The 17,336-nt window shown below is 68.5% G+C and carries 2 protein-coding genes; both read right to left on the bottom strand.

Annotated features, from left to right (window positions below; translation table 11 throughout):
- Positions 1–51 precede the first annotated feature (51 nt).
- The gene (locus K8U54_RS00510; RefSeq protein ID WP_249908414.1) at positions 52–14,124 is read right to left on the bottom strand and encodes a non-ribosomal peptide synthase/polyketide synthase; all 14,073 of its coding nucleotides are present in this window, start codon (positions 14,122–14,124) and stop codon (positions 52–54) included.
- Between the two features lie 56 nt (positions 14,125–14,180).
- On the bottom strand, positions 14,181–17,315 hold the full coding sequence (locus K8U54_RS00505; protein WP_249908413.1) for a non-ribosomal peptide synthetase: 3,135 nt from the start codon (positions 17,313–17,315) through the stop codon (positions 14,181–14,183).
- Positions 17,316–17,336 lie beyond the last annotated feature (21 nt).

Raw genomic sequence — 17,336 nt, 5'->3', positions numbered from 1 at the left:
GTGGAGTGCAGGGCGGGCGCCGGTGCCCTAAGGCTGCCGGCGCAACGCCTGCTAGCTCTGCGAGATCGGTTTGCTCTTGAGTTTGCTCAGCAGGGTGTCCAGGTTCTTCTGGTTCAGCGCCTTGGCCAGCGGGAAGTCGGTTGGCGACAATTGCCCCGTCTGGTTGCCCTGGCAGTGGCCGATGACCGTGCGCAGGTGCGCGAGGTAGGCCTGCAGCAGGCGCTCGCGGCTGGCCTCTGCATAACGCAGGCCGGCGAACTTCATCTCCACCTGCAGACGCCCGCCGATGATCGCCAGCACCACTTCCAGGTCGTGGCTGCGCGGCGAGTCGGCGGCGACGGTCGGCGGCAGCGGTTCGTCGCTCAGTTGCAGCAGACCGCCGCCCTCGACGCCGTCGAGCTGGCCCAGGTAGTTGAACAGCAGCGAATGGCGGTGCGCCGGCAGCGGCGTCTCGGCCTGGTGGCGCAGCAGGCCATAGCCCATGGCCTGGTCGGCGGCGGCGCGCAACTGCTCCTTGACCGCGACGATCAGGGCGCCGGTGTCGCCGCCCTGTGGCAGCTCCAGGCGCACCGGGTAGAGCTGGGTGAACCAACCCACCGTGCGGCTGACATCCAGCTCAGTGAAGGCGGCATCGCGGCCATGGCCTTCCAGGTCGATGCCGATGGCCGTGGCGCCCGAGCATTGGTGCAGCGCGCCGGCCAGGGCGGCGAGCAGCAGTTCATGGCCCTGGGTGCGGTAGCTGCCCTGTGCCTGTTGCAGCGCCTGGGTTTCCTCGACGCTCAGCAGGGCGCTCAGGCTCACTTCGTCGGCCACGCGGTTGTCGGCCTGCGGCTGATCGGCCGGCAATTGCCCGGGGCGTATCTGTTGCAGCCAGTAGTCGCGCTGCGCCTGCACCGTCGGGCTGACGGCCTGTTGCCAGAGGCGCTGGCCCCACTGCCGGTAGGAACTGGTCTTGGCCGGCAGCTCGGCGCTCTGGCCGGCAGCCAGGCGCGGGTAGAGCTGGCTGAAGTCTTCCAGCAGCAGGCGCCAGGACACCGCATCCACCACCAGGTGATGAGCGACCAGATAGAGACGCTGCTGGCCGTCGGCCAGGTCGATCAGCAAGGCGCGGATCAGCGGGCCATTGGCCAGGTCGAAGGTCGCCTCGACCCGTTCGGCGATGCAATCACGCAGGGCCTGCGCCGTGCAGGGCTCGGCCAGGCGAACCTGAGCGAAGCCCACGGCCTGCCGAGCATCGGCATAGTGCTGGCGCCACTGACCGCCTGCACGGGTGAAGCGCAGGCGCAGCGCGTCGTGCTGCTCGACCAGCAGTTGCAAGGTGCGCTGCAGCGCCTCGGCCTGCAGGGGGCGGCTGGGCTTGAGCAGGACCGACTGGTTCCAGTGGCCAGGCTCGGCCAGGGGGGGGGCCAGCAGCCAGTGCTGGATCGGCAGCAGGGGCGCCTCGCCTTCCAGCACGCCTTGCTCGGCCTGGCACTGCTCGACCGGGGTGGCGACCAGGGCGAGGTCGGCCAGGGTGCGCTGCTGGAACAACTGACGCGGCGTCAGGCCGATACCCTGGGCGCGGGCCTGGGCGATGAACTGCAAACCCAGGATGGAATCGCCGCCGAGGGCGAAGAAGTTGTCGTCGACGCTCGGGGCTTCGATGCCGAGCAGTTCGCCGAGCAGGCGGCACAGCACCTCTTCGGTGGTATTGCTCGGTGCCCGCTGCTGACGGGCCTGGTGTTCCACTTGCGGCTTGGGCAGGGCCTTGCGGTCGATCTTGCCGTTGCTGCTCAGGGGCAGGGCCGGCAACTGCACCATGAACGCCGGCACCATATGCGCCGGCAGGTTCTGACTCAGGACCTGCTTGAGTGCTTCGACATCCAGGGCCTCGGGGCTGCAGAGGTAGGCGACCAGTTGCGGCGTGGCCAGGTCCTCGCGCAGCACGGTGACCGCTGCCTCGATGCCGGGTTGGTCGAGCAGGGCGGCATCGATCTCGCCCAGCTCGATGCGCAGGCCGCGCAGCTTGACCTGATGGTCGAGACGACCCAGGTACTGGATGTTGCCGTCGGCCAGGAAGCGGCAGCGGTCGCCGGTGCGATACAGGCGCTGGCCGGCGTCGAACGGGCTGTCCACGAAGCGCTCGGCGGTCAGCTGCGGCCGGTTCAGGTAGCCACGGGCCAGGCCGGCACCGCCGATGTACAGCTCGCCCACCGCGCCGATCGGCAGCGGCGCAAGCGCCTCGTCGAGGATGTACAGCCTGAGGTTGGCGATGGGCTTGCCGATGGGCACGAAGCCCAGGGTCGAGGTCGGATCGCAGATCCAGCAACTGACGTCGATGGCCGCCTCGGTGGGGCCGTAGAGGTTGATCAGGCGTGCCGGATGACGCGCCTGGAAGCGTTGCTGCAACTCCAGCGGCAAGGCTTCGCCGCTGGCGAACACCTGGCGCAGCGAGGTGCAGCGTGGCAGCTGCGGCTCGCCGACGAAGGCCTGCAGCATCGAGGGTACGAAGTGCAGGGTGGTGATGCGTTCGCGCTGGATCAGTTCGGCCAGGTAATGGCTGTCACGATGGCCGTCGGGCTTGGCGACCACCAGGCAGGCGCCGGTGATCAGCGGCCAGAAGAACTCCCACACCGACACGTCGAAGCTGTAGGGGGTCTTCTGCAGCACGCGGTCGTCGGCGCCGATGGGGAAGGCGTCCTGCATCCAGTACAGGCGGTTCATCAGCGCGCCATGCTCGTTGAGCACACCCTTGGGCTGGCCGGTGGAGCCCGAGGTGTAGATGACGTAGGCGAGGTCGCCGGGCTGGTTGATCGGCTCGGGCTGCGGGCCGTCTTCCAGCGTCGAGACATCCAGGCACCAGTGTGGCGTGCCGGCCGGCAGGCAGGACGCCGTGCCCGCTTGCACCAGGGTCAGGGCCGGGCTGGCATCGTCCAGCATCAGCGCCAGGCGTGCTGGCGGCAACTCCGGGTCGAACGGCAGGTAGGCGGCACCGGCACGGACGATGCCGAGCAGGGCGACGACCATTTCCACCGAGCGCTGCATGCACACCGCGACCACCTGCTCGCGGCCCACGCCGCGTTCGCGTAGCGCGCGGGCCACGGCACCGCTGCGGGCGTGCAGCTGGGCATAGCTGAGTCGCTGCTCGGCGTAGACCAGCGCTGGCGCATCCGGGCTACGCATGGCCTGCTCGGCCAGGGCCTGGGCCAGGCTATGGGGGCCGCTGTAGGTCTTGGCGGTGGCATTCCACTGCTGCAACTGCTGGTCGCGCTCGGCGCCGCCGAGCAGATCCAGCTCGCCCAGCTTCGCCAGGGGGCGGCTGCTGATTTCGCCCAGCAACTGCTGCCAGGTATCGGCCCAGCGCATGATGGTGTCGGCCTCGAACAACTGGCGCTTGTACTTCAGGCGCAGCGACAGGCGTTGGCCGTCATCGTGCACTTCCCAACTCAGGTCGAAACTCGACGCGTTGGAGGGCACCTCCCTTTCGCGCAACCGCAGCGGTGCCCAGGCGTCGCTGCGCAGGCGCGCGTTCTGCATGGCGAACAGCACCTGGAACAGCGGCGTGCGGGTCATGTCGCGTTCGCTGACGAGAGCATCGACCACCTGCTCGAACGGCACCTCCTGATGCTCCTGGGCAGCGAGCACGCGTTCGCCGACCTGTTTCAGGAAGTGCTCGAACGCCTGGTGCGGGTCGACCTCGGCGCGGATCACCAGGGTGTTGACGAAGCAGCCGATCAGCGCCTGGGTCTGGGCCAGGTAGCGGTTGGCCACGGCGGTACCGATACGCACGTCGCGTTGACCGGCCAGGCGACCGAGCAATACCTGGGTCGCTGCCAGCAACAGCACGTAGAGCGTCACGCCCTGCTGCCGAGCGGTCTGCCGCAGGCGCTGGACGAGGGCATCGGGCAGCACCAGGGCATGGAAGCCGCTGGCGCTGTCGGGCTCGGCACGGCGCGGATGGTCGGTGGGCAGCTCCAGTTGATAGTCGCCATCGCCGAGGGTGCTCTGCCAGTACTGCAACTGCTGGCGGTAGCGCTCGGCCTGCTCCGGCAGGCGCTGCCAGAGCGCGTAGTCGACGTACTGCACCGGCAGGGCCGGCAAGCGTGCCTCGCGCTGCTCGCTGCGGGCGCGATAGAGTTCGGCCAGCTCGTCGATCAGGCATTGCATCGACCAGTCGTCGGCCACCGTGTGATGCAAAGTCAGGAGCAACAGGGTGCGGCGTTCGGTGTGCAGCAGGCAGCCGCGAATCAGCGGGCCGGTGGCCAGGTCGAAGGGTTGCCGGGATTCCTCGTCGATACGCCGAGCGACCTGGGCATCCCAGTCCGCTTCGTCCAGCGTTTCGATGGCCAGTTGCGTGCGGCTGTGCGTATCAATCAACAGCTCGGCGCCCTGGCCGCGCTCCAGCAGGCGACCGCGCAGCACCTCGTGACGGGCGATGATCTCGGCCAGCCCCTGCTGCAGCCAGTCGAGGCGTACCGGACCGCTGAGTTCCACCGCCGAGGTGATGTTGTACTCGGCGGCGTGCGGGTTGAGCTGTTCGAGGAACCACAGGCGTTGCTGGGCATAGGACAGCGGCAGGCGCTCGGGGCGTGGCTGTGGCGTCAGCTCGGCGGCCGCGCGGGTCGTCGAGGTGCCGAGCAGGGCGCTGAAGGAGCGCAGCGTCGGCTGCTCGAACAACTGCCGCAGGGCCGGCGCCTGGCCGTATTCCTGGCGCAGCCGGGCGAGCAGCAGGGTGGCCAGCAGCGAATGCCCACCCAGGCGGAAGAAGTGGCTGTCGCGGCCGATCAGTTCGACCGGCACTTCCAGCAACTCCGCCCAGCGTGCTGCCATGCGCCGCTCGACCTCGCCTTGCGGCGCTTCGAGCGCCGCCTCGGCCTGCTCCAGCTGGGGTCGTGGCAGTTGCTTGCGATCCAGCTTGCCGTTCGCGTTGAGCGGCAATGCCGCCAGCTCCACCAGCACGCTCGGCAGCATGTGCGCCGGCAGCGCCTGCGCCAGCTCGGCCTGCAGCCGGGCGACGTCCAGTCCGCTTTCGCCTGCCACCAGGTAGGCCACCAGTTGGGGCGTGGCGAGGTCGTCGCGCAGCACGGTCACGGCCTCGCGTACGCCGGGTTGGGCGAGCAGGGTGGCGTCGATCTCACCCAGTTCGATGCGCTGGCCGCGCAGCTTGACCTGGTGGTCGAGGCGACCCAGGTACTGGATGTTGCCGTCGGCCAGGAAGCGGCAGCGGTCGCCGGTGCGGTACAGGCGCTGGCCGGGCGCGAAGGGGCTGTCGACGAAGGCCGCCGCGGTCAGCTCCGGGCGGTTCAGGTAGCCACGGGCCAGGCCGACGCCCCCAATGTACAGCTCACCGACCGCGCCCACCGGCAGCGGGTTGAGCTGCGCATCGAGGATGTACAGCCTGAGGTTGGCGATGGGCTTGCCGATGGGCACGAAGCCCAGGGTCGAGGCCGGGTCGCAGATCCAGCAACTGACGTCGATGGCGGCTTCGGTGGGGCCGTAGAGGTTGATCAGGCGTGCCGGATGGCGCGCCTGGAAGCGTTGTTGCAGGGCCAGCGGCAAGGCCTCGCCACTGGCGAAGACCTGACGCAACGAGGTGCAATCTTCCAGGCCTGGCTCGCTGACGAAAGCCTGCAGCATCGAGGGCACGAAGTGCAGGGTGGTGATGCGCTCGCGCTGGATCAGCTCCATCAGGTAGCCGCTGTCCTGATGGCCGCCGGGACGTGCCAGTACCAGACAGGCGCCGGTGATCAGCGGCCAGAAGAATTCCCACACCGACACGTCGAAGCCGTAAGGGGTCTTCTGCAGCACCCGGTCACCTGCGCCAATGGCGAAGGCGTCCTGCATCCAGTGCAGGCGGTTCATCAGGGCGCCGTGCTCGTTGAGCACACCCTTGGGCTGGCCGGTGGAGCCGGAGGTGTAGAGCAGGTACAGCAGGTCGTCGGGCTGGTTGGCCGGTGGCCTGGCGGTGGACGCCTGCACCGGCAGCGGCTGCTCCAGACACCAGGCCGGCACCGGCTCGGGCAGGCGTTCACGCCAGGTGGCGTGGGTCAGCACCAGCGGGCAGGCGGCATCTTCCAGCAGGAAGGCCAACCGCGTTGCTGGCAGGTGCGGATCCAGCGGCAGGTAGGCGGCGCCGGCCTTGACGATGCCCAGCAGGGCTACCACCAGATCGATGCTGCGCTCCATGCATACGGCGACCACCTGTTCGCGGCCGATGCCCTGGGCCACCAGGGCCTGTGCCAACTGGTCGGCGCGCTGGTGCAGGGTGGCGTAGCTGAGGGTTTCGCCCTCGTAGACCAGCGCTGGCGCCTCCGGGCTGTTCCGTACCTGGCGGGCCAGGGCCTCGCTCAGGGTGGCGGGGCCAGGGTAGTGGCGCGTGGTGTCGTTCCAGTGCTGCAACTGGCGCTGGCGATCCGCTTCGCTCAAGGGCGTGAGTTGGGCGAGCGGCGTGTCCACGGCTTGCGGCAACTGTTCCAGGAAGGCCAGCCACTGGCCCAGCCAGGCCTGCATGGTCGATTCGTGGAACAGGCTGGCGCGGTATTCCAGCATCACCGAGAGGTGTTCGCCGTCGTCGTGCACTTCCCAGTTCTGGTCGAACTTGGCCGCAGGCGAGCGGATATCCAGGGGCTGCAGACGCAGGTCTGGCCAGTCGAGCGAGGCGCGCGTGCTGTTCTGCATGACGAAGGCCACCTGGAACAGCGGCGTGTGCGCCAGGTCGCGTTCCGGTGCCAGGTGTTCGACCACCTGCTCGAAGGGCACGTCCTGATGTTCCTGAGCGTCCAGCACGGTTTGCCTGAGCTGGGCCAGGTAGTCGCCGAAGCGCTGCGTGGGGGTGAGCTCGGAGCGGATCACCAGGGTATTGACGAAGCAGCCGATCAACGGCTGCACGGCTTGCAGGCGGCGGTTGGCCACCGGCGTGCCGATGCGCAGATCCTGCTGCCCGCTGTAGCGCCCGAGGAACAGCTTGAGGCCGGCCAGCAGCAGCACGAACGGGGTGACCTGGCGCTCCTGGGCGAAGCGCCGCAGGCGCTCGGCCAGGGCTGCCGGTACCTGGGCGAAGCAGGTGCCGGCGCGGTTGTCCAGGTGCGCCGGGCGCGGCAGGTCGGTGGGCAGTTCGAGGCGGTAGTCGCCGTTTTCCAGGCGGTTCTGCCAGTACTCCAGTTGCTGGCGATAGACCTGCTGACGCGCCTCGCTGCGTTGCCACAGGGCATAGTCGATGTATTGCACCGGCAACGCCGGCAGCTCCGCGTGCCGGCCTTCCCGTGCGGCGTGGTAGCTGGCGGCCAGTTCGTCGAGCAGGACCTGCACCGACCAGCCGTCGGCGGCGCAGTGGTGCAGGCCGAGCAGTAGCAGGGCCTGGTTGGCACCAGCATGCCACAGCAGACGCACCCGCAACGGGTGCTCCTGGGTCAGGTCGAAGGCGCGTGCGGACTCGGCCTCGGCGGCCTGGCGCTGGTACTCGGCCCAATCGGCTGGTTCGCCGGCATAGTCCTCCACGGCCAGCTCGAAACGGCTTGGCGCATCGATCAGCAACTGGCCGCCCTGGTCGTCGTCCAGCAGGCGGCTGCGCAGGATGGCATGGCGTTCTACCAGCGTCTCGAAGGCCTGGCGCAAGGCCTCGACATCGAGCTCGCCGGTGAGGGTCAGCGCCGTGTTGATGCTGTATTCGCCCGAACCGGGCGCCAGTTGCTCGAGGAACCACAGGCGCTGCTGCTCGAACGACAGCGGCAGGCGCTGCGGATGTGGCCCGGCCTGCAGTGTCGGCAAGGCCGAGGCCGGCTGCTCGCTCGCGGCCGCGATCAACTGTGCCTGCTCGGCCAGGGTCGCCCGTTCGAACAGGTCGCGCAACCTCGGCGCGCTGGCGAAGGCCTCGGCGATACGGGTCAGCAGCACGGTGGCGAGCAGGGAGTGCCCGCCCAGGTGGAAGAAGTTGGACTGCCGGCCGATCTGCTCCACAGGCACTTGCAGGGTCTCGGCCCACAGCGTGGCCAGGCGTTGCTCGTGCTCGCCCTGGGGCGCCTGCAGCAGCGCGTCATGCTCGGCTTCGGGCTGTGGCAGGGCGCGGCGGTCGATCTTGCCGTTGGCGCTCAATGGCCACTCGGCCAGGGCCAGCAGCGCCTGCGGCAGCATGTAGGTGGGGATGAAGCGTGCCAGCCGTTCACGCCAGTCATGCTGTACAGCCGCGCCGCCATCGGTGAGCACGTAGGCCAGCAGGCGCTCGTCACGCACCAGCACCAGGCTGTCGCGCACGCCGTCCAGACGCAGCAGTGCCTGTTCGATCTCGCCAGGTTCGATGCGCAGGCCGCGCAGCTTGATCTGGAAGTCCTTGCGGCCGAGGAATTCGAGTTCGCCATTGGCCCGGTAACGGCCCAGGTCGCCGGTGCGGTACAAGCGCCCAGGGCCGAAGGGGTTGGCGACGAAGGTGGCAGCGGTCAGCGCCTCACGGTGCAGGTAGCCTGGGCCGACGCCAGCGCCGGCCACGCAGATCTCACCGGGCACGCCCACCGGTAGCGGCTGGTCGTAGCGGTCGAGGACGTAGAGCTGGGTGTTGTCCACCGGGCGGCCAATGGGCAGCGCGGCATCCGCCGCCTCGCCGTCCACCTCGTGCCAGGCGACCACGTCGGTGCATTCGGTGGGGCCGTAGCTGTTGAGCACCCGGCAGTGACCATTGCCGCTGTCGAGCCAGGGCCGCAGGCGTTCCATGCGGATCGGCTCGCCACCCAGTACCAGCGCACGCAGGCTGGCCAGGTCGCGCCAGTGCTCGGCGGCGGCGAGATCCAGCAGCGGGTAGAACGCGCTGGGGGCGCCGTTGAGCAGGGTGATGTGCTGCTCGCGGATGTCCTGCAGCAGCGCCTGCAGCTCGTAACCCCGGGCGCTGGGCATGACCAGCGTGGCGCCGGACAGCAGGGGCGCGAAGATATTCTTCTGGGTCAGGTCGAAGCCGGTAGCGCTGGCCAGCAGCACCTTGTCGCCCTGGCGCCAGCCCAGTGTGCGCAGGTACCAGTGCTGCAGGTTGCGCACGCCGCCATGGGTGACCACCGCGCCCTTGGGTTGGCCGGTGGAACCGGAGGTGTAGATGGCATAGAAGGGCGCGGTGCCGTCGAGGCTGCGCGTGGGGGCGCTGCTCGGTTGCCGGGCCAGCTCCGCTTGCAGGTGCTCCAGCACCAGTTGGCGTATCGGCAGGTCGGCGTGGCGGGCCGCCAGCTCGGCATCGGTGAGCAGCAGGCTGCTTGCGCAGTCCTCAAGGATGTAGCGGATACGTTCTAGCGGATAGGCGCTGTCGATCGGCACGTAGGCTGCGCCGCACTTGAGCACCGCGAGTATGGCCACCGCCAGCTCCGGGGTCTTGTCCAGGCACAGGGCGACCCAGTGGCCGCTGCCTATGCCTTGCCCACGCAGATGGTGGGCCAGGCGGTTGGCCTGGGCATCGAGCTCGGCGTAGCTGAGGCTGAGCGTGCGCTGTTGCACCGCCACTGCCTGCGGCGAACGTGCCACCTGCGCCTCAAAGGCATCGAGGATGCTCGGCATGGACGGCAGTTCGCAGGCACTGTCATTCCACTCGTGCAGGGTGCGCTGCCATTCCCGCGCATCGAGCAGGCGATGCTCGCCCAGCGGCCGCTCGGGTGCTTCCAGCATGTTCTCGAATAGCTGCACGAAGCGCTGCAGCCAGCGCTCGGCGGTGGCCGGCTCGAACAGGTCGAGGGCGAACATCAGGTTGAGTTCGATGGCGCCCTGCGCTGGCGCGACGATGTGCAGGTCGAGGTCGTATTCCGAATGACTCAGTGGGGTGTCCAGCACCTCGAAATCGAGGTCGGGGAAGCGTACCCGGCGCTCCATCGGCAGTTGCTGGGCGATCATCACCTGGAACAGCGGGGCATGGCTGAGGCGGCGTGGCAACGCCAGGTGGTCGACCAGGCGCTCGAAGGGCAGGTCTTGGTGACGCTGGGCCTCGAGCAGGGTTTCGCTGACCTGTCGGGCCAGTTCGGCGAAGCTCGACTGGCCCTGGAAGCGCACGCGGATCGGCAGGTTGTTGAGCAGGATGCCGAGCAGCGACTGGGTTTGCTCGCGGTCGCGATTGGACACCGGGGTACCGAGGATCAGGTCGTCCTGGCCGCTCATGCGGTGCAGGAAGGTGGCGAAGGCGGCGAACACCAGGCTGTAGGTGGATTGCTGCAGGCGGGCCGCCAGTGCGCGGGCACGCTCGCTGGCCTGCGGCGACAGGCGGGTGGCGAGCATGCCGCTGCGGTGCGACTGGGCGGTCGGGCGCGGCCGGTCGGTGGGCAGCTCCAGCAGGTAGTCGCTGTCGTCATCGCGGGCCAGTTGCTTCTGCCAGTAGTCCAGGTGCGGTTGCAGCGCCGCCGGTTGCAGGCGTTGCTGTTGCCACAAGCTGTAGTCGGCGTACTGGATCGTCAGCGGCGCCAGTTGCGGCGCCTGGCCGGCGTGCAGGGCGGCATAGAACTGGGTCAGCTCGCGCAGGGCCAGGGTGGCCGACCAGGCATCGGACACCAGATGGTGCAGGGTGATGGCCAGTACATGCTCGCGTGCGCCCAGGCGCAACAGGCGGGCGCGCAGCAACGGCGGCTGCAGCAGGTCGAAGGGCCGGGCGAACCAGGCTTGCAGTTCGCGTTGTACGGCAGCTTCGCTGGCCTCTGCGAAATCGGCGAGTGGCAGCTCGAAGGTCGATGTCTCGACGATGCGCTGGCAGGGTTGCCCGCCATTGCTGGGGAAGGCGGTGCGCAGCACTTCGTGGCGTTCGATCAGCCACTGGAAGCTAGCGCGCAGGGCCTCGACATCGAGATCACCGCTCAGGCGCAGGGCGAAGGGGATGTTGAAATGGGCACTGCCGGGGTTCAGTTGCTCGACGAACCACAGGCGCTGCTGGGCGAAGGACAGCGGCAGACGCTCGGGCCGCGGCGCCGCCACGATGTCTTCGGATGCTGGCTGTTCGCCGTCCTGGAGGCGCTTCTGCTGGTCGATGGCCTGCGCCAACTGGCGCACGCTGGGGGACTCGAACAGGGCCTTGAGCGGTAGCTCGACGGCGAAGGTGGCGCGGATGCGCGACAGCACCTGGGTGGCCAGCAGCGAGTGGCCACCGAGGGCGAAGAAACTGTCGGTGACGCCGAAGTGCTCCAGTGCCAGAACGTCCCGCCAGATGCCGTGCAGCGCCTGCTCGGTGGCAGTGGCCGGTGGCGTGGCATCGCCAGCTCCCGCGCTGCAATCCAGTTCGCGTTGCGCCAGGTGTTTGCGGTCGACCTTGCCGTTGGCGTTGAGGGGCAGAGCGTCGAGCTGGACGAGGTGCTGCGGCACCATGTAGGTCGGTAGCTGGCCGTCGAGCGCCTGTTTCAGCGCTGTGGCATCGAGGTCATGGCCTTCATGCGCGACCCAGTAGCCCACCAGTTGCGCCTCGCCACGGGCATCGGCATGCACCACCACGGCGGCGGCTTTCACGGACGGGTGCTGCTGCAGTTTGGCCTCGATCTCGCCCAGTTCGATGCGATGGCCGCGGATCTTCACCTGCTGGTCGCGGCGGCCGAGGAATTCGATCACGCCGTCGGCACGGTAGCGGCCGAGGTCGCCGGTGCGGTAGAAGCGTGCGCCGGGGCGCAGCGGGTGGTCGACGAAGACGGCACGGGTGCGCTCGGCGTCATTGAGATAACCGCGGCCGACACCGGCGCCGGCCACGCAGATTTCGCCAGGAACGCCTACCGGCACCGGGCGCAGGGCATCGTCGAGCACGTACAGCTCGGTGTTCGGCGTCGGCCGGCCGATGGGCATGGCCTGGGCCTGTTCGTCGGACGCGGCGGTGATGGCGTGGAACGCCACGTCGTCAGCGCACTCTGCCGGGCCGTAGGCATTCATCAACGGCACGTGGGGAAAACGGGCGAACCAGTCGCGGCACAGGGCCGGCGGCAGGGCCTCGCCGGTGGGCAGCAACCAGCGCAGGCTCTCGAGATGGGTGGTCGGCGTGCTGGCGGCGAGCACGCCGCGAATCACCGCCGGCACTGCCTCCCACAGCGTCAGGCGCTCGTCCTGCAGGGCTTGCAGCAGGCGCTCGGGATCATGGCTGACGGCATCCGGGAGGATATGCACGGTGGCACCGACCAGCGGCGCGGCGAGCAACTGCCAGACCGAGATGTCGAAGGCCACCGAGGCGGTCTGGGCAATGCGGTCATGCTCGCCGAGGCCGAGGGTCGGCACCTTGCCGAGCATGTTGTTGAGCATGCCGCGCTGTTCCACCAGGGCGCCCTTGGGCGTGCCGGTGGAGCCTGAGGTGAAGATCACGTAGGCGAGGTCGTCCGGCGTGCCGCGCGGCGCGAGGATGGGAGCCTCACCTTGCAGCCAGCGGGCTTCGATGCCGATGCACTGCGGCGCAGCCTGGCCGAGGTTGGTGCACAGCGCGTCGGCCAGCGCTCCCTGACTGTCACCGACCAGCATCAGTGGTGCCTGGCTCAGTGCGAGGATTTCCGTCAGGCGCTGCGCCGGGTGCTTGACCTCCAGCGGCAGGTAGCAGGCGCCGGCCTTGAGAATGGCGATCAGCGCGGTGAGATGGGCCAGGCCGCGTTCGGCCAGCAGCGCCACGGGGAGGTCGGGGCCGGCGCCGGCCTCGATCAGCGCGGCGGCGAGGCGGCTGGCGCGGGCGTCCAGCTCGGCATAGCTGAGCGACTCGCCCGCGCAGACCACGGCGGCCTTGTGCGGCTGGCGCGCCACCTGTTCGGCGAACAGGCTGGCGTAGGTGCGATCCAGCGGGAACCTCTGTGCGGTGTCGTTCCAGTCCACCAGCAGCGTCTGGCGCTCCTCTGTGCTCAGCACCTGCAGCGAGGCCAGGCTGGCGGTGGGCTCGGCGAGAATGCCGAGAACGATCTGGCGCAGGTGGCCGAGCAGACGCTCGATGCTGTCAAGGGCGAAGCGCCGGCGATCATAGGAGATGCGCACGGCCAGGCGCTCGCCGGGCATGACCACGACGGTGAGGCCGTAGTGGGTGTGCACGCTGTGCTCCATGTCGTCCAGGCTGAAGCTCAGCTCGCCGCTGAACAGCTTGTCGTCGATGGGCGCGTTCTCGTAGACCAGGATGCTGTCGAACAGCTCCTCGCCGCGCGGGAAATCGCTCCAGCCCTGGATGTCCACCAGGGCGCTGTGCTCGAACTCGCGCAATGCCAGGTTATGGCGTTGCAGAGCCTGCAACCAGGAGGTGCGGTCTTGCTGCTCGTCGATGCGCACGCGCAAAGGCAGGGTGTTGATGAACAGCCCGATCATGTCCTCGACGCCGGCCAGTTGCGGCGGGCGACCGGACACGGTGACGCCGAAGAGCACGTCGCGCAGGCCGCTGTAGCGGCTCAGCAGCAAGGCCCAGGCGCCCTGGAACAGGGTATTGGGGGTGATCCGCCGGGATTGGCAGAAGTGCGTCAGCTCGCGGGTCTGCTGGGCGTCGAAACGGATCAGGGTGTCGTCGACCAGCACCGCTTCGCGGTACTGGCTCTGCCGGGTGTGGCGTTCGATCACCAATGGCGTCGGTGCGTCGAGGCCCTGCAGTTGCTGCTGCCAGAAGGCCTGCGCTTCGGGCAGGCTCTGTTGCTGCAGCCAGGCGATGTAGTCACGGTACGGACGCGGCTTGCGCACGCTCGCTGCCCGCCCCTGGCGCAAGGCCGCGTAGGCGTCGATGAAGTCGACCATGATCAGCGAGATGCACCAGGCGTCCATCAGGATGTGATGGAAGCTGCGGATCATTTCGTGGCGCCCGGCGCCCAGGCGTACCAGGCGCATGCGGATTAGCGGTGGTTTGGCCAGGTTGAAACCGTTGCGCTGCTCCTGTTCCAGCAGGGCCTGGATATGGGCCTCCTGCTGCTCGGGGGCGAGGCCTTCGAGATCGATGTATTCGACCGGGTCGGCGATCTGGCGATGAACCACCTGCAATGGCTGTTTCTGGGTCTTCCACAGGAAGCTGGTGCGCAGTGCCGGGTGGGCACCGATCACTTGCCGCCAGGCCTCGAGGAACGCCTCCACCGACAGCTCGCCGCCGATACGGTAGCGATCCTGCATCAGGTACACCCCGGATTCCTGGTGCAGCAGGCTCTGGAACAGCATGCCCTGCTGCAGCGGTGACAGTGGGTAGACATCTTCGAGGTGGTGTGCGGTCTTGTTCGTCATCCAGATGACCTTCGCTACTTGAATGGGTGAAGGGGGCAGCCAGGCAGGGCCCCGGTTCAGTCGGTCGAATTGAGTTCCGCGAGCAGGTCGCCAAAGGCGGCATCGTCGAGGTCGGCCAGGGGGAAGTCGGCAGCCGTGCCGGCTGCCCTGGCGCCCTCGGCTGTGGCAGTCACTGGCGCTTCGCTCTCGGGTGCGCCACGGGTGGCGACCTGAGCCATGCGCTCGATGGTCTCGCTCTCGAATATCTGCTTGGCGCTGAGGCGGATGCCTTGCTGGTTGGCGCGCGAGACGATCTGCAGGCTGAGGATCGAGTCGCCGCCGATCTGGAAGAAGTTGTCCTGTACGCCGATGCGTTCGCGCTTGAGCACCTGCTGGCAGATAGCGGCCAGCGCTGTTTCCATTTCGTCGCGCGGCGCCACGTAGGCGGCGCTGGCCGCGACCAGGTCGTCCGGGTCGGGCAGGGCGTTGAGGTCGAGCTTGCCGTTGGGCGTGTGCGGCATGGCCGAGAGATGCACGAAGGCGGCCGGCACCATGTAGCTGGGCAGGCGATCGTTGATGAAACTGCTCAGCGCCTGGGCCTCGGGAACATAGCCGTGGCGGTCGGTGAAGTAGGCGATCAGGCGGGCGCTGCCTTCTTGAACCTGGGCGATCACCACCGCTTCGCGCACCTCCGAATGGCTCTGCAGCACGCGCTCGATCTCGCCGCGTTCGACGCGGTGGCCGCGAATCTTGATCTGCTGGTCACGGCGCCCGAGGAAGTCCAGGCGGCCGTCGACATGGCGTCGGGCCAGGTCACCGGTGCGGTACAGGCGTTGCCCAGACGCGATGTGCGGGTAATGCACGAAGGCGCTGGCGGTCTGCTCGGGCAGACCCAGGTAGCCGCTGGTCAGGGTCGGGCCGCCGAGGTGGATCTCGCCGGGCTCGCCGATGGCGGCCGGCTGGCCGTGTTCTTTCAGCAGCCACAGGCCCATGCCGGGAATGGGCCGACCGATGCTGATGGTGGCCGCGCCGGGTGCTGCATCGCTGAGTACCTCGGCGGTGGCCCAGACGGTGGCTTCGGTCGGCCCGTATTCGTTGACCAGTTGTGCGTGCCCCACCTTGTTGCGGTGCTTGTCGAGCACGCGTGGTATGCAGGGTTCTCCGGCCACGATCCAGGTGCGCAGATGGGCCAGGGTGGCGGCGTCGCAATAGTCCAGCAGCGTCTCGTAAAGCGACGGCAACGACAGGCTGTGGCTGACGCGATGGCGCTCGATCAGGGCGGCCAGCACTTCCAGATCCAGTTCCTCGCCGCTGGCCGGCAGCACCAGCAGACCGCCCTGGCACAGCGTCCAGTAGATACCGGCCACGGAGCTGTCGAAGGACAACGACGAAAGCAGCAGGTAGGCCTGCACCGGCTCGGGGTAGAAGGCCATGCGCACCTGGGTCGAACGGCTCAGGGCAGCATGGCTGATCGGCACGCCCTTGGGTTGACCGGAAGAGCCCGAGGTGTAGATCAGGTAGGCGGTTTGCTCGCCGCTGACAGCCGGCAGTGGCTCGGCATCGGCGCCTGCCATCTCGCTGGCAGCGTCCAGCAGCAAGGTGGGCACGCTGCTGGTGACGCTGTCCTGCAGCGCTTGGGTGGTGAGCAGCAGGCCCGCCGAACTGTTGTCGAGCATGTAGCTCAGGCGCTCGCCGGGGTAGGCCGGGTCGAGGGGCAGGTAGGCTGCGCCGGCCTTCAGGGCGGCCAGCATGGCGACGATGGCCTGGCGCTCGCGCCGCATGAGGATGCCGACCACGTCGCCGCTTTGCACGCCCGCGGCGCGCAGGCGCCGAGCCAGGGTGTCGACCTGGGCCAGCAGCTCGCCATAGCGGGTCAGACCTCCACCATCGACCAGTGCCGGGGCATCGGGATTGGCCTGGGCACGTTCTTCGAGCAGCGCGAGCACGCTTGCATCGCGTACCTCTGCCGATGTGGCGCTGGCTTGCAGGCTCTGTTCCTGGTGGGGGCCGAGCAGGGGCAGGGCCCCGAGAGTGGAGTCTTGCGTACACAACCCCTGCAGCAGTCGGGTCCATTGTTCTTCCAGGCAGGCGATGGCCGTGGCATCGAAGCATGTGCGGTCATAGGCCAGGCGCAGCTCCAGCGTTGCGTCGCTGCCCGCATGGCATTCCAGACCGAGCGCGAAGGGTGGCTGGAAGCTGGTGGCGATGACCGGCGTGCCGAGGTTTCCGGATACTTTGAGTTCGCGCCAGGCGAAATACAGCGCACAGGATTGCTCGCTGTCGTAATGATCGCGCCAACCCCTGGCCTGGTGAAGGGGGGCGAGCAGGGCGGCGGCCTGGGAGGCCAATGGCGTTTGCAGATCGACCTCCACCTGCACCGGCAGGCACTGCTCGAACAGGCCCAGGGCCTGCTCCAGGCCCTCTCCACGGCCGGCATCGTGCCAGCCGAGCTGGATGCGTTGCTGCCCGCTCAGCCGAGCCAGCAGCACGCACCAGGCGGCGAACAACAGCTCGTCCAGGTTCAGCTCGACACGGGATGCCAGCGCCTGCAGTTCGGCGTGCGCCGGCAATCCGGCGAGGGTGTGCAATGCCGGCTGGCACGCCTGGCCATTGCCGGCCGCCTGCAGGCCGTGCAGTTGCAGGGGGGCGCTCTCCGTGCGCATCTGCTGCCAGAAGCGCATGGCCTGGCCGTCGGCTTCATCCTCCAGCAGGCCGTTCTTCCATTCCGCGTAGTCGACGTACTGGAGACGTTCCGCCTGGGCCGCGCCAAGCAGTTCGCCGGCGATCAGGGCCAGGCTGGACAGATCCAGGGCGCTGGCGGCGCCCTCGAGGCACAGCCACCAGCGCTCATCCCCAATACGGACGTAGTGCACCGAGAGCACGCTGCCCGCTTGCAGCGTGCTCTTGCTCAGGCGGGCAGCACGTTGCGCCGCATCTGCGTCGCGCCAGTCTTCGGCGGCGAAGGTGACGCGCGGCTGCTCCTCAATCACCTGAATCGGCAGGGCCATGCCGGGCACGGCATGCAGCACGGTGCGCAGGATCTCCTCGCGCTCGGCCATGGCGTGCAGCCGTGCGTCGATCTCGGCGGCCGACGGAGCCTGGGCCACCTCGACGACCAGGCAGCTGCCGGCAGTGGCCGCTGCGGTGTGCCGGGCGTCGCGCCAGGCCCGGGCCTGTTGTGGAGAGATGCGAAAACCTGTCAGAGCCGACATGGCGTTTCCTCGTGAGCGAAA

It is taken from the genome of Pseudomonas fulva (assembly GCF_023517795.1).
In the GTDB taxonomy this organism is placed as follows: Bacteria; Pseudomonadota; Gammaproteobacteria; order Pseudomonadales; family Pseudomonadaceae; genus Aquipseudomonas; species Aquipseudomonas fulva_D.
This window is presented reverse-complemented; position numbering and strand designations above follow the sequence as displayed.

What these genes read in the sequence shown, in the direction of transcription:
- K8U54_RS00510 (WP_249908414.1), bottom strand. Translation starts at nt 14,124, where the DNA reads ATGACGAACAAGACCGCACACCACCTCGAAGATGTCTACCCACTGTCA.
- K8U54_RS00505 (WP_249908413.1), bottom strand. Translation starts at nt 17,315, where the DNA reads ATGTCGGCTCTGACAGGTTTTCGCATCTCTCCACAACAGGCCCGGGCC.